General features: G+C 55.7%; 13 protein-coding genes and 1 rRNA gene. 7 read left to right on the top strand and 7 right to left on the bottom strand.

Annotation, left to right across the window (positions count from 1 at the left end):
- Window positions 1–6 precede the first annotated feature (6 nt).
- Window positions 7–122, top strand: a 5S ribosomal RNA gene (rrf, locus tag FT726_RS23070).
- Window positions 123–195: 73 nt separating this feature from the next.
- On the opposite strand, the gene mobB is transcribed toward rrf, so the two are convergent.
- Both mobB and mobA read right to left on the bottom strand, forming a co-directional pair.
- Window positions 196–699 carry a molybdopterin-guanine dinucleotide biosynthesis protein MobB gene (gene mobB, locus FT726_RS23065; RefSeq protein ID WP_288421277.1) on the bottom strand — a complete coding sequence of 168 codons (504 nt, stop codon included), beginning with the start codon at window positions 697–699 and terminating at the stop codon, window positions 196–198.
- Window positions 699–1,271: a molybdenum cofactor guanylyltransferase MobA gene (mobA, locus tag FT726_RS23060; protein ID WP_021507127.1), complete on the bottom strand. Its 573-nt coding sequence runs from the start codon at window positions 1,269–1,271 to the stop codon at window positions 699–701. Before mobA ends, mobB begins: the two co-directional genes overlap by 1 nt.
- 71 nt (window positions 1,272–1,342) lie before the next feature.
- Between mobA and FT726_RS23055 the strand changes: the two genes are divergently transcribed.
- The 4 genes from FT726_RS23055 (at window position 1,343) to polA (ending at window position 6,520) form a co-directional block, all read left to right on the top strand.
- Window positions 1,343–1,618: a YihD family protein gene (locus FT726_RS23055; protein WP_021313943.1), complete on the top strand. Its 276-nt coding sequence runs from the start codon at window positions 1,343–1,345 to the stop codon at window positions 1,616–1,618.
- Window positions 1,619–1,664: 46 nt separating this feature from the next.
- A complete protein-coding gene (locus tag FT726_RS23050; protein ID WP_288421276.1) occupies window positions 1,665–2,651 on the top strand; it encodes a serine/threonine protein kinase in 987 nt (328 codons plus the stop codon).
- Between the two features lie 26 nt (window positions 2,652–2,677).
- On the top strand, window positions 2,678–3,307 hold the full coding sequence (gene dsbA, locus FT726_RS23045; protein ID WP_021507125.1) for a thiol:disulfide interchange protein DsbA: 630 nt from the start codon (window positions 2,678–2,680) through the stop codon (window positions 3,305–3,307).
- Between the two features lie 423 nt (window positions 3,308–3,730).
- The gene (polA, locus tag FT726_RS23040) at window positions 3,731–6,520 is read left to right on the top strand and encodes a DNA polymerase I (RefSeq protein ID WP_282996539.1); all 2,790 of its coding nucleotides are present in this window, start codon (window positions 3,731–3,733) and stop codon (window positions 6,518–6,520) included.
- A gap of 410 nt (window positions 6,521–6,930) precedes the next feature.
- Here polA and yihA read toward each other — a convergent pair whose 3' ends face one another.
- Window positions 6,931–7,572 (bottom strand): ribosome biogenesis GTP-binding protein YihA/YsxC, encoded by a 642-nt coding sequence (gene yihA, locus FT726_RS23035; protein ID WP_215480736.1) that lies wholly within the window; start codon window positions 7,570–7,572, stop codon window positions 6,931–6,933.
- Window positions 7,573–8,127: 555 nt separating this feature from the next.
- Here yihA and yihI point away from each other — a divergent pair.
- A complete protein-coding gene (gene yihI, locus FT726_RS23030) occupies window positions 8,128–8,646 on the top strand; it encodes a Der GTPase-activating protein YihI (RefSeq protein WP_058775454.1) in 519 nt (172 codons plus the stop codon).
- Between the two features lie 237 nt (window positions 8,647–8,883).
- Window positions 8,884–10,257, top strand: a complete 1,374-nt coding sequence (gene hemN, locus FT726_RS23025; RefSeq protein ID WP_288421271.1) for an oxygen-independent coproporphyrinogen III oxidase — start codon at window positions 8,884–8,886, stop codon at window positions 10,255–10,257.
- A 29-nt stretch (window positions 10,258–10,286) separates the two neighbouring features.
- Here the strand turns inward: hemN and FT726_RS23020 are convergent, their stop codons facing one another.
- The 4 genes from FT726_RS23020 to glnA form a co-directional block, all read right to left on the bottom strand.
- Window positions 10,287–10,412, bottom strand: a complete 126-nt coding sequence (locus FT726_RS23020; protein ID WP_021507120.1) for a YshB family small membrane protein — start codon at window positions 10,410–10,412, stop codon at window positions 10,287–10,289.
- 106 nt (window positions 10,413–10,518) lie between these two features.
- On the bottom strand, window positions 10,519–11,928 hold the full coding sequence (gene glnG / locus FT726_RS23015; RefSeq protein WP_031279642.1) for a nitrogen regulation protein NR(I): 1,410 nt from the start codon (window positions 11,926–11,928) through the stop codon (window positions 10,519–10,521).
- 7 nt (window positions 11,929–11,935) lie between these two features.
- Window positions 11,936–12,985 (bottom strand): nitrogen regulation protein NR(II), encoded by a 1,050-nt coding sequence (glnL, locus tag FT726_RS23010; protein WP_282996541.1) that lies wholly within the window; start codon window positions 12,983–12,985, stop codon window positions 11,936–11,938.
- 198 nt (window positions 12,986–13,183) lie between these two features.
- The coding region (glnA, locus tag FT726_RS23005) for a glutamate--ammonia ligase (protein ID WP_346303511.1) at window positions 13,184–14,562 on the bottom strand (1,379 nt) is incomplete at its 5' end.

Here is a 14,562-nt window from a genome sequence, read left to right as displayed (position 1 = left end):
AATTTGCCTGGCGGCAACAGCGCGGTGGTCCCACCTGACCCCATGCCGAACTCAGAAGTGAAACGCCGTAGCGCCGATGGTAGTGTGGGGCCTCCCCATGCGAGAGTAGGGAACTGCCAGGCATCAAACCCGTAAAGAAGCCCCGGACGAGAGTCCGGGGCTTCTTTACGTCTGGCGATCGCTAAAACCGTGTGATTAGCGGTTTTTTAGCCATTGAACAATATACTCTGCAACCTGCTCAGGCTGATTGATATCCAGCACCGGTACCTGAAGCGCTAACGCTTCATCCGTCGCTACGGCAATCACCCAGTCGTCCAGCAATTCATCAATTTCCCTCTTAACGCCGCGCCGCCATAGCACCATCCTGGGCACGGGTTCCTGTTTAGACCCCTCGACCAGCACCAGATCCAGCGATGCAGCGTCCATACGGCTTGCCAGCTGCGCTAAACTAAGCGGCTGTTGTGGCGTTTCACACATTAACGCCCAGCGCTGTTCGCTGGCGACGATCACCTGATCGGCTCCCGCTTTGCGCAGCAGATAACTGTCTTTTCCCGGCGTATCGATGTCCATCTGATGATGGGTATGCTTGATCAGTCCGGGGCGAATGCCCTGCGTTCTCAGTAGCGGAATCACCTGTTGTAACAGGGTGGTTTTGCCGGTGCCACTCCAGCCCACCACCGCCAGTAACGGCACACTCATCACGCACTTTCCTCATTAACCAAATCGTCAGGCGTATTGATATTGCGGAAGGCGGCTTCATCATCATCAAACAGTACGCCGTGTCCGCCATGTTCTCGCATAAACTGCATCAGACGACGTTCTCCGCGCAGCAGCCACGCTTCCAGATCATCGGCCAGCGCACGATGCACCAGGGCCAGCGCCGGATGATCACGCTGACCCGATGTCACCCACACGGCGGCGGCTGCACCACGCTGCTGCCACAGCCGTGCAACAAAATCCTGCGGTAGCCACGGCGTATCGCAGGCGCAAAACGCCACCCATTCGGTCTGGCTGTGCCGCAGGCCGCTGAGCATTCCTGCCAGCGGACCGGGATAATCAGGCAGCGAATCACGAATCACCTGACAACCACTTGCCTGATAACGATCAATGTTACGGTTGGCGCTAATCAACACAATATTGACCTGCGGCTGTAAACGCTGCAGAACGTGCTGATAAAGCGGTTTGCCCTGTAATGGCAGCAAGCCCTTATCCTGACCTCCCATACGGCTGCCTTGCCCGCCTGCGAGGATCACACCGGTAAATGCGGTCATCTTCGTCTCCCTGTTTATTCTGGACGATACTTAACTCGCGGTAGCGAACCACCTGCGCAAAGGAATCAATGATGAAATATCACCGACTCAATGAACTGCTCGAACTGCTGCAGCCTGCCTGGCAGCAAGAACCCGATCTCAACCTGCTGGCATTTTTACAAAAACTGGCGCAGGAATCAGGTTTCAGTGGCCCATTAAGTGAATTAAGCGATGACGTATTGATTTACCATCTCAAAATGCGTGATGCCGGTAGTCAGGCTGTGATCCCGGGTCTGAAGAAAGATTATGAAGTGGACTTCAAAAGCGCGCTATTACGTGCGCGCGGTGTGATCAAGGATGATGAGTAGTGTTATCCTTGCGCGTTCAACGCACAGGTAACACACAGGCACAATGATGAGCGAAGCCGCTTTTAATTTTCAGACGCTGAATCCCGACGTCATCCTTGATGCGCTCTGGGATGCCGGTCTGCGGGTCGAGTCCGGCTTAACCGCCCTGAACAGCTACGAAAACCGCGTGTATCAGTTCAGCGATGAGGATAAGCGACGTTATGTCGCTAAGTTCTATCGTCCGCAACGCTGGAGCGCCGCGCAGATCGCTGAAGAGCATCGCTTTGCTCAGGATCTGCTGGACGATGAAGTGCCGGTTGCCGCGCCGCTGACGCTGCAGGGCAATACGCTCAATCAGCACGCAGGCTTTATGTTCGCGGTGTTTCCCAGCCTCGGTGGCCGGCAGTATGAAACCGACAATGAAGAGCAGATGGAGTGGGTAGGTCGTTTCCTTGGCCGTATCCATCAAACCGGACGCCACAGCCCGTTCCGCCAGCGGCCCACTCTGGGCCTGCAGGAGTATGTGGTTGAGCCACGTCTGCAGCTGGAACAGAGCGCGCTGGTGCCCGCCTCGCTGAAGGATGCGCTACTGAAGGCGTTAGATAAACTCAGCGCCACGCTGCAGCAGAGCTGGCATAGCCAGTGGCAACCGCTCCGGCTGCACGGTGACTGCCATCCCGGCAATATTCTGTGGCGCGATGGGCCGATGTTTGTCGATCTCGATGACGCGCGCACCGGTCCGGCTGTGCAGGATTTGTGGATGCTGGTGAACGGCAGCCGTCAGGAGCAATTCATCCAGTGGGATATTTTGCTGGAAGCGTATAACGAATTTGGTGATTTCGATTTACACGAATTGACACTGATTGAGTCTTTACGCGCCATGCGCATGGTTTATTATCTGGCCTGGGTGGTACGCCGCTGGCAGGATCCCGCTTTTCCGCGCGCCTTCCCCTGGATGACCGATGAGGACTTCTGGCGCCGGCAGATTGCACTATTTATCGAGCAGGAAAAGTTGTTACACGAACCGCCGTTACAGCTTAGCCCGCAATTTTAATGAAGTACTCAGGAGATGTTCTCACGATGAAAAAGATTTGGTTTGCGCTGGTAGGTTTGATGCTGGCATTTAGCGCCTCAGCGGCACAGTTCAACGACGGCAAACAGTACGTTACGCTGCCAAAACCGGTCGCCGGTGAGCCGCAGGTTATGGAATTCTTCTCCTTCTTCTGCCCGCACTGCTACCAGTTTGAACGCATTTACCACGTCAGCGATGCGGTAAGAAAAAATCTGCCAGCGGACACCAAAGTGACCAAATATCACGTTGATTTCCTCGGCGGCGACTTCGGTCCGGTGGTCACGCATGCGTGGGCAGTGGCAATGGCGCTGGGTGTGGAAGATAAAGTGACCGCACCGATTTTCGACGGCATCCAGAAGACCCAGACCATTACCGACGCAGCCAGCCTGAAAGAAACCTTCATTAAAGCAGCGGGTATTACCTCTGAAGATTACGATGCAGCGTGGAACAGCTTCGCCGTGAAGGCGCTGGTTGCACAGCAGCAGAAAGCGGCTTCGGATGTTAATCTGCAGGGCGTACCGGCGATTTTTGTTAACGGCAAATACATGGTTAACAACGGCGGCCTGGACACCAGCTCAATGGATAACTTCGTGGCGGATTATGCCAACGTCGTGAAATTCCTGGTTGAGAAAAAGTAATTAAGCGCTGACAACGCGATGGCTTATGCTGTAGCGGCGCGGTTATCACCCGCCGCTACAGTGAAACCAACCCACACCATATCCTTAATTCACTAAGCCATTCATCCCTTACCGCCAGCGTTTTTTGATTACCCTTTCGCTTAATATCCACATAGACGATCGCCTTTTTAAAAAGGTGTTTCGTATCACGGCAAGATTATAACTGACTGATTGTAAAAGCATTTTAACCGTAAAATGATTGCAATTAACGTAAATAACAATACGTTATGAATTTTACGCACAAAGTTATCCACAAGATGATCCTTGCGATCCGCGCCGCGTAACCGCGAAAAAGATCCTCACTTTCTGCTGTTACTTCAACATTGTTCGCTGGTTGTGGCATCCTTATAACCCTGATTATCGCAACGAAGAAAATACAAACCTATGGCGCAAATTGCAGAAAATCCCCTGATTCTGGTAGATGGCTCTTCCTACCTCTACCGTGCATATCATGCCTTTCCGCCGCTGACCAACAGTGCGGGTGAGCCAACCGGCGCCATGTATGGTGTGCTCAACATGCTGAAAAGCCTGCTGATGCAGTATCAACCCAGCCATGTGGCTGTGGTCTTCGATGCCAAAGGCAAAACGTTCCGCGATGAGCTGTTTGAAAATTACAAATCGCATCGTCCACCGATGCCGGACGATTTACGCGCGCAAATCGCGCCGCTGCATGAAATGGTAAAAGCCATGGGGCTGCCGCTGCTGGCGGTGTCCGGCGTGGAAGCCGATGACGTGATTGGCACGCTGGCGCTGGAAGCGGAAAAGCAGGGGCGTGCGGTGCTGATCAGCACCGGCGATAAAGACATGGCGCAGCTGGTGACGCCGGGCATTACTCTGATTAACACCATGACCAACACCGTGCTCGGTCCGGAAGAAGTCGAGCAGAAATACGGAGTACCGCCTTCGCTGATTATCGATTTCCTCGCCATGATGGGCGACAGCTCGGACAACATCCCGGGCGTACCGGGCGTGGGCGAGAAAACCGCACAGGCGCTGCTGCAGGGGCTGGGCGGCATGCAATCCATCTACGACAACCTTGATAAAGTGGCCGGGCTCTCCTTCCGTGGAGCAAAAACCATGGCGGCGAAGCTGGAGCAGAATCGCGATGTGGCGTTTCTCTCCTACCAGCTGGCGACCATCAAAACCGATGTGGAACTGGAGCTGGCCTGCGAGCAGCTGACGGTTAACGAGCCTGACGTTGAAGCATTGCAGACGCTGTTCAGCCGCTATGAATTCAAACGCTGGCTAGCCGATCTGCAGGAAGGAAAATGGCTGCAGGGTAAAAAGAGTAATAGCCAGGCGCAGAAATCGCTGCCGGATGAACCCGTCGTGGCCGCAGCGGAAACGGTCAGCGTGCTGTCATCCGACGGCTATGTCACCATCCTCGACGAGGCGACCTTTGCCGACTGGCTGAAAAAACTGCAAAGCGCCGACGTGTTTGCTTTTGACCTGGAAACCGATTCGCTGGATACCCTGAGCGCCAATATTGTCGGCATTGCCTTCGCCGTGGCACCGGGCGAGGCCGCTTACCTGCCGGTGGCGCATGACTATCTTGACGCGCCACCGCAGCTGGATCGCGCCGCGGTGCTGAAGCAGCTGAAACCGCTGCTGGAGGACAGTAAAGCAGCGAAGGTCGGGCAGAATCTGAAGTACGATCGTGGCGTGCTGAAAAATTACGATATTGAGCTGAACGGCATCAAATTCGACACCATGCTGGAGTCTTACTGCCTGAACAGCGTCGGCGGCAAGCATGACATGGACAGCCTGGCGGCCCGCTGGCTTAACCACAAAACCGTCACTTTCGAAGAAATCGCCGGTAAAGGTAAAAATCAGCTCACCTTCAATCAGATCGCGCTTGAGCAGGCGGCGCACTATGCGGCAGAAGACGCTGACGTCACGCTGCAGCTGCACTTGCAGATGTGGCCGAAGCTGGAGCAGGAAGCTGGTCCGAAACAGGTATTCGAGGCGATTGAGATGCCGCTGGTGACGGTCATTTCCCGCGTAGAGCGCAACGGTGTGCTGATCGATCAGAACATCCTCGCGAAACATTCGCAGGAGCTGACCACGCGTCTGGCCGAGCTGGAGCAGAAGGCGCACGAGCTGGCCGGCGAGCCTTTCAACCTCTCCTCCACCAAACAGCTGCAAACCATTCTGTTTGAGAAGCAGGGGATTAAGCCGACGAAGAAAACGCCGGGCGGCGCGCCATCGACCAGTGAAGAAGTGCTGGCTGAGCTGGCGCTCGACTATCCGCTGCCGAAAGTGATTCTTGAGCATCGCGGCCTGTCAAAGCTGAAATCCACTTACACCGATAAGCTGCCGCAGATGATCAATCCGATCACCGGCCGGGTACACACCTCTTATCACCAGGCGGTGACGGCCACCGGACGACTCTCCTCGACCGACCCGAACCTGCAAAACATTCCGGTGCGCAACGAAGAGGGACGGCGCATCCGTCAGGCGTTTATTGCGGGCGCGGATAAGCGCATCGTGGCTGCCGACTATTCGCAGATTGAGCTGCGAATTATGGCGCACCTGTCGCAGGACAAAGGCCTGCTGGATGCGTTTGCGCAGGGTGAGGATATCCACCGCGCCACGGCGTCCGAAGTGTTTGGTGTGGCGCTAAGCAAGGTTTCCGGTGAGCAGCGCCGCAGTGCGAAAGCAATCAACTTCGGACTGATTTATGGCATGAGCGCATTTGGTTTGTCGCGTCAGCTGAATATTGGTGCCGGCGAAGCGAAGAAGTACATGGATCTCTACTTTGAGCGCTATCCGGGCGTGCTGCGTTATATGGAAGCGACGCGCGCGCAAGCCGCGGATAAGGGATACGTCGAGACGCTGGATGGTCGTCGTCTGTGGCTGCCGGACATCAACTCCAGCAATGCCATTCGCCGTAAAGCTGCCGAACGTGCGGCGATCAACGCACCGATGCAGGGCACCGCGGCGGACATCATCAAACGTGCCATGATCGCCGTTGACGGCTGGCTGCTGCTGCAGAACAGTGATGAGGTGAAAATGATCATGCAGGTACACGATGAACTGGTATTTGAGATCCACAAAGATGCCGTCGCAGGTGCCAGCCAGACGATCCGCGAACTGATGGAGAACAGCATGAAGCTGGATGTACCGCTGCAGGTTGAAGTGGGAACCGGTGATAACTGGGATCAGGCGCACTAAAGGCCCGCTGCCCGCCGCAGATGCAGGCGGCGGGTAACGTCATAAGAAAAAAGTTTACTTAATCGGTTCAGCCGGTCATCAAAACTGCCGGTAAAATACAGGTTAAGTAACTGCTTATCGGCTAAGCATTTTTTTGGTAATTAAACTACATGCCCTGCACGAAAATGTGACGAAGCTGGTAAAAAAGATGTCGAATTCTGAAACTTAACAACAAAAAACCCTTTGTTGGTCAGAAAAAATCGGGTAAAGTTCATCGCGTAGGGTACAGAGGTAAGATGTTCTATCTTTCAGACCTTTTACTTCACGTAATCGGATTTGGCTGAATATTAGCCGCCCCAGTCATTTATGACTGGGGCGTTTTTTATTGGGCTTTTTCTGAAAAAAAGCGGACGCAAAGGTCCGCTCAGGCGCTACTCTGACAGCGCTTCACCGCCGCCTTCCTGCGCCGGAGTCAGCTCGCTAAACCAGGTATCAAGTTTCTGACGCAGCTTATCGACGCCCAGTTTTTTCAGCGATGAGAACATCTCGACCTGGACATCGCCCATAAATGCCAGCGATGCCTCACGCACCATGTTCAGCTGCGCTTTACGGGCACCGGAAGCCAGCTTGTCGGCTTTAGTCAGCAGAATCATAACTGGAATACCGCTCTGCACCGCCCACTCAACCATTTGCTGATCGAGATCTTTAAGCGGATGGCGGATATCCATCAGCACCACCAGTCCTTTCAGGGCCTGACGTTTCTGCAAATATTCACCCAGCGCGCGCTGCCATTTACGCTTCATCTCTTCCGGGACTTCCGCATAACCGTAACCTGGTAAATCCACCAGGCGTTTGCCTTCCACCACTTCAAACAGGTTAATCAGCTGCGTGCGACCTGGTGTTTTACTGGTACGCGCCAGGCTTTTCTGGTTGGTCAGGGTATTCAGCGCGCTGGATTTGCCTGCATTTGAGCGCCCGGCAAAGGCAACTTCAATGCCCGTATCCGCCGGTAAATGACGAATATCCGGCGCGCTGAGCATGAAATGGGTGACGTGATAGTTCAAAGCAGACAATGTAAAACTCCAGCAGAATGATCGGGCAATGGCGCTGATTATACCTGTTATGGCGCAAAAGTGCCCGACAGGCGTCTTAACGCGCCATTTTGTAAGAGATCGCCGCTAACTGCTACCAGTGATGACGGATTCATGCAACGTTCATTCGTTATAATATTGTTTATTTTCAATGTATTACGTTAAACATGAAAAAGACCGCTCTAAATTAGAGACAAGTCTCACTTGTTCAATTTACTGTTTGGTCTACATTTGTTGTCAGTGCACGGCAGCACCCATCAGGATGATGAGCTCAGGAGCGTCGGGGATGACCGCGAGCATGGCAGGAGAGCGATTCAGGCAGGAATCGGACAGGGACAGGGATTACTCGCAGGAGCGATGTGGCGATGGAGCAACCGGGACGTTGTGAGCCGTAAAGGATTTGACGCGTGTTTCCTTCGTATGAAGGTGCGAAATAAGGCGATAGCACAGGCTATCGCCTTTTTTCTTTGTCATCTTTCTGCTAGATTTCGCCGCAATTCTATACTGAACTCACCAGGCATCGCCGAGACCGAACACATGAAGCAACCTGCACCAGCCCAGCGTGGCAAACCTGCTGCTAAAGCGAAACGCAAATCGCGTGAAGAACTGAACCAGGAAGCCCGCGATCGCAAGCGCGATAAAAAGCACAGCGGCCACAAATCCGGCAGCCGCGCCAACCCGGAAACGCAGAGCGCCGGTAAAGGGCACAGCCAAAAGAGCGCCGATCCGCGCGTGGGCAGCAAAAAGCCAGTCGCGCTGGTGGCGGACGGCAAAACTCTGCCCGAAAAGAAAGTGGCGAAGCCAAAGCCCAAAGCCGAAAAAGTGCGTCTGACGCCGCAGGAAGAGCTGGCGAAGCTGGAGAACGATGAGCGTCTCGACACGCTGCTCGATCGCCTTGAGAGCGGCGAAACCCTGAGCGCAGAAGATCAGGCGTGGCTGGATGAGACGCTGGATCGCATTGACGAGCTGATGGAAACGCTGGGCATTGCGCTGGACGACGACGCCGAAGACGAGCAGGCAGAAGAGGATATGATGCGCCTGCTTAAGGGCCACTAACCGCCATTTTTGATCGGCATGCGGCTTTGCGCATGCCGCGCTAAACAGGTATTCACCTATGTTTTGGCCTGGATCAATTTTAGCGCTGCTGCTGACATGTTATCTGCTGTGGTTATTGTTTAAACTACGCCGCCTGTCGCGGCTGAAATCGCGCTTACGGCGGCGTTCCGCCCAGCGCTTCTTCTCCTCTTCTGCCACGCGACCCGCCCTCAGACGACGTCACCGTAAGGAGTGAGCATGTCATCGCAGCAGATTGAGTGGGATCAGCGGCTCATCGAAAAATACAATTACGCCGGTCCACGCTACACCTCCTATCCCACCGCGCTGGAATTCAGTGAAAGCTTTGGCGCGAGCGATTTTCAGCGCGCGGTTGAGCGCTATCCCGAGCGCGCGCTATCGCTGTATGTGCATATCCCGTTCTGCCATCGTCTGTGTTACTTCTGCGGCTGCAATAAAATCGTGACGCGCCAGCTGCACAAGGCCGATCGCTATCTGGAGGTTCTGGCGCAGGAGATTCGTCAGCGCGCTCCGCTGTTTGCCGGCCGTCGCGTTACGCAGCTGCACTGGGGCGGCGGCACGCCCACCTTCCTTAATCAGCAGCAGGTCAGCCGGCTGGTGGCGCTGCTGCGCAGCCATTTCGACATCGCTGACGATGTTGAGATGTCGATCGAAGTCGATCCGCGTGAAATTGAGCTGGAGATGATCGATCACCTGCGCGCGGAGGGCTTCAATCGCCTGAGCATGGGCGTGCAGGATTTCAACAAGGCGGTGCAGGAGCGGGTCAACCGCGTTCAGGATGAAGAGACCATTTTCGCCCTGGTGCAGCGTGCCCGCGCGCAGGGATTCCGCTCAGTCAGTCTGGATTTAATCTACGGCCTGCCGCTACAGACGCCAGAGAGCTTTGCCTTTACGCTGCAGCGGGTGATTGCGCTCAATCCGGATCGCCTCAGCGTCTTCAACTATGCGCACATGCCTGCGCTGTTTGCCGCTCAGCGCAAAATCAAAGATGAGGAGCTGCCGACGGCGGCGCAGAAGCTGCAAATCCTGCAGCAAACCATCGCGACGCTGACCGGTGCGGGTTACCAGTTTATTGGCATGGACCATTTTGCCAAACCGGATGATGAACTGGCGGTGGCGCAGCGCGCCGGCGTACTGCATCGCAACTTCCAGGGTTACACCACGCAGGGCGAAACCGAACTGCTCGGGCTGGGCGTTTCGGCCATCAGCATGCTGGGCGACAGCTATGCGCAGAATCAGAAAGAGTTAAAAGCCTGGTATGCCAGCGTTGAACAGCAGGGCCATGCGCTGTGGCGCGGTTTAACCCTGAGCGAGGATGATTGTCTGCGGCGGGATGTAATTAAAGCGCTGATCTGTAACTTTGCGCTGGATTTTGCCGACATCGAAGCCCGGTGGCCGGTGGTGTTTGAACGCTATTTCGCTGAGGACTTAGCGCTGCTGACGCCGCTGGTGGCGGACGGCTTGCTTGAGATCGGTGAGCGCCGGCTGCAGGTCACCGGCATTGGCCGTCTGCTGATTCGCAACATCTGCATGTGCTTTGACCGCTATCTGCGGCAGAAAGCACGGATGCAGCAATTTTCGCGGGTAATTTAAGCATAAAGGGAGCCAGCGCTCCCTTTATGTTAACTGAACAGACTGACGCTGATGGCGCAGACCACGGCGGCCAGCGCGGTTTGCGGTGAGTGAGTCACAGCATTACCGATTGCCGCCACGTTATGCGCGATCAGCTGGATGACAGATTGCAACATGTTAGCCTCTCCCGATTGCCGCCCGTATGATACTGAACGGCACCGGTCTGTACAGATGTTACGCGCAGAAAATGTGCAATAAATAACCCTTTTACACTTTTCCGCGTTATTCCATGCCCAGTTCTTTCAGTTTACGCGTGAGCGTATTGCGGCCCCAGCCCAGTAAACGTGCCGCTTCCTGCTTGTGGCCCTGCGTATGACGCAGCGCAGTGGTCAGCAGCGTACGCTCCATCTCCGGCTGTGCTTCTGACAGCAGGTTCTGATGACCGGAACGCAGCGCGCGGTCTGCCCACTGCGCCAGCAGCGTTGCCCAGCTGTCCGGCAGCGACTGCACCGGATTTTCCGGCGTACTCGACTCAAACAGCTCCGGCGGCAGATCCTGAATCAGCACTTCCTGGCCCGCAGCCATCACCGTCAGCCAGCGGCAGGTGTTCTCCAGCTGGCGCACATTGCCCGACCAGTGCAGCCGTGTCAGCGCAGCTTCGGTCTCCGGATGCAGAATTTTCGCTTCCACGCCCAGCTCACGCGCTGCGACCTGCAGGAAGTAGCGCGCCAGACGCGGGATATCCTCGCGACGTTCACGCAGCGGCGGCAGATGCACGCGAATCACGTTGAGGCGATGGAACAGGTCCTCACGGAATTTGCCCTCCTGCACGCGCAGCTCCAGATTCTGGTGAGTTGCAGCGATGATGCGCACATCCACTTTGACCGGCGCATAGCCGCCAACACGATAGAACTGGCCATCGGCCAGCACGCGCAGCAGGCGCGTCTGTACATCAAGCGGCATATCGCCGATTTCGTCGAGAAACAGCGTGCCGCCATCGGCCTGCTCAAAGCGGCCCTGACGAATCTGGTTCGCGCCGGTAAACGCGCCTTTCTCGTGGCCAAACAGCTCCGATTCGATCAAATCCTTCGGGATCGCCGCCATATTCAGCGCGATAAACGGGGATTTGGCGCGCGGGCTGTGGCGATGCAGCGCATGCGCGACCAGCTCTTTACCGGTACCGGACTCGCCGTTGATCAGCACGCTGATCGACGAACGCGACAGACGGCCGATGATGCGGAAGACATCCTGCATCGCCGGCGCTTCGCCGATGATGTCGGTGGTCGGGCCGCTTACCGGCTGATTGCGCGGCTGCTGCTGCTCCTGATAGTGACTGATGGCGCGCTCTACCAGTGCGACCGCTTCATCAATATCAAACGGCTTTGGCAGGTAATCAAACGCGCCCTGCTGATAAGCGCTGACCGCCGCGTCGAGGTCCGAATGCGCGGTCATAATGATGACCGGCAGCATCGGATGACGCTGTTTGATCTGCTTCAGCAGCGCCAGACCATCCATGCCTGGCATACGAATATCCGACAATAATACGTCCGGGGTTTTGGTCGAGAGCGCATCCAGCACCTCGTTGCCGCTGTCAAAGGTGGCGCAGCTTAAACCGGCTCCAGTGAGCGCACGTTCAAGCACCCAGCGGATGGAGCTATCGTCATCGACGATCCAGACTATCCCTCGTTGCATAGAAACCTCACTGGCGAATAGGCAGGTAAACCGAGAATTCGGTGTGGCCTGGCCAACTGTTAAATTCAATTTTTCCCAAATGCTGATCGATCAGGCTGCGGGCGATAGAGAGACCTAAACCGGTGCCACCTTCGCGTCCGCTGACCATCGGATAGAACAGCGTATCCTGCAGCTGGGCCGGAATGCCCGGGCCATCATCTTCAATGTCGATACGCGCCACCAGCCGGTAACGCGTGCCGTGTAACGTCAGCTGAAACGCGGTACGGGTACGGATGACAATGGTGCCGCCCGCTTCGCCCAGCGCCTGCAGCGCGTTACGCACCACGTTGAGCAGCACCTGTTCAATCTGGTCCGGGTCGTGTGGCAGCTCCGGCAGGCTGGGGTCATAATCACGCACCAGCGAGACGTTTTCCGGCAGCTCCATCGACACCAGGTTAACCACACGTTCAGCCACCTGATGGATGCTCTGGGTCACGTGCAGTCCGGGCTGCTGCGGACCCAGCAGGCGGTCGACCAGGTTACGCAGCCGGTCGGCCTGCTCAATAATCACTTTGGTATATTCATTCAGCGCCGGATCGGGCAGGGCGCGCGATAACAGCTGTGCCGCGCCGCGCAATCCGCCGAGCGGGTTTTTAATTTCGTGCGCCAGGCCGCGTACCAGATCGCGCGCGGCAACCTGCTGGGCGTGCTGAATCTGCTCCTGGCTGAGACGGCGCTGATTATCCATCGGCGCCATTTCCAGCAGAATAAATCCGTCGGGTAGACGCTGTGCCGTGAGCGACATAATGTGCGCGCGGCCATCCACCACTAACGTGACTTCGCTATCGGTAAAGCCCTGGCCTGCCCCTAAACTCTCGCTCATTACCTCAATGTTCAGCGAAAAATAGCCGGTAAGTTCCGGTAAGGGCGTGCCGAACAATTTTCGTGAGCTTTGCGCCAGTAATTGCTGGGCCGCCGGGTTGGCGTAGTGGATAACCAGATCGTTATCGACCAGCAAAATACTGTTGATCAGGGAGTTGAGAATCTGCCCCGCGTCGGGCAGCGTGCCAGTTGCCATACAGCGTTCCTCTGCACTAAATTAGTGCATTATAGCCTTTGGGGACGCAAATCTATCCGTCGAACGATGAATTCGCGGTGAAAAAAGCCCATCCGGAGATGGGCTAAAGTTTCCACGGCAACAAAAAATCTTCAGCGCCAGGATTAGCACCGTCGCGGCGTTGGCGGCTACGGTGCATCTGCGCGAATCTTTTAAGGATTAAACGCTGTAGTACAGTTCGAACTCAACCGGGTGCGGCGTCATGCGTACGCGGTCGTTGTCAGCTTTACGCAGTTCGATGTAAGCATCGATAGCGTCGTCCGTGAACACGCCGCCACGGGTCAGGAACTCGCGGTCTTCGTTCAGTGCGTTCAGCGCTTCTTCCAGTGAACCGGCCACTTTTGGAATCTCAGCTTCTTCTTCCGGCGGCAGGTCGTACAGGTTTTTGTCCATCGCATCGCCAGGGTGGATCTTGTTGATCACGCCGTCGAGGCCGGCCATCAGCAGTGCGGTGAACGCCAGGTATGGGTTAGCCGCTGGATCCGGGAAGCGCGCTTCGATACGACGTGCTTTCGGGCTGGCCACTACCGGGATACGGATAGAGGCAGAACGGTTACGTGCTGAGTAAGCCAGCATTACCGGTGCTTCGTAGCCTGGGACCAGACGCTTGTATGAGTTGGTGGTCGGGTTTGCCAGGGCGTTGATGGCTTTTGCGTGCTTGATGATACCGCCGATGTAGAACAGGGCAGTTTCAGACAGGCCGCCGTATTTGTCGCCAGAGAACAGGTTTACGCCGCCTTTAGACAGTGACATGTGGCAGTGCATACCGGAACCGTTGTCGCCAAACATTGGCTTCGGCATAAAGGTAGCCGTTTTGCCGTAGGCGTGCGCAACGTTGTGCACGACATATTTGTAGATCTGAATTTCGTCAGCTTTCTTGGTCATGGTGTTGAAGCGGGTAGCCACTTCGTTCTGACCCGCGGTTGCCACTTCGTGGTGATGCGCTTCAACCACCAGACCCATCTGCTCCATGGTCAGACACATGGCAGAACGGATGTCCTGTGATGAGTCAACCGGTGGCACCGGGAAGTAGCCGCCTTTCAGACCTGGACGGTGACCTTTGTTACCGCCTTCGTACTCTTTACCGGTGTTCCAGGCTGCTTCGATGTCGTCGATAGCCACGTGTGAGCCGGAAGTTGAAGAGCCGAAACGGATGTCGTCAAACAGGAAGAACTCTGGCTCAGGTCCGAACAGTACGGTGTCGGCGATGCCGGAAGAACGCAGGAACTCTTCTGCGCGCTTGGCAATGGAGCGCGGGTCGCGATCGTAGCCCTGCAGTGTGCCTGGCTCGAGAATGTCACAGCGGATGATGAGCGTCGGATCTTCGAAGAACGGATCCATTACGGCAGTTGTTGCATCCGGCATCAGCACCATGTCTGATTCGTTAATGCCTTTCCAGCCGCCGATGGAAGAGCCATCGAACATTTTGCCTTCTTCGAAGAAGTCAGCGTTAACCTGGTGAGCAGGGATAGTAACGTGCTGTTCTTTACCTTTGGTATCGGTAAAACGCAGGTCAACAAACTTAACTTCGTGCTCGT

This window comes from Pantoea sp. Morm, from assembly GCF_016643525.1.
In the GTDB taxonomy this organism is placed as follows: domain Bacteria; phylum Pseudomonadota; class Gammaproteobacteria; order Enterobacterales; family Enterobacteriaceae; genus Pantoea; species Pantoea dispersa.
This window is presented reverse-complemented; position numbering and strand designations above follow the sequence as displayed.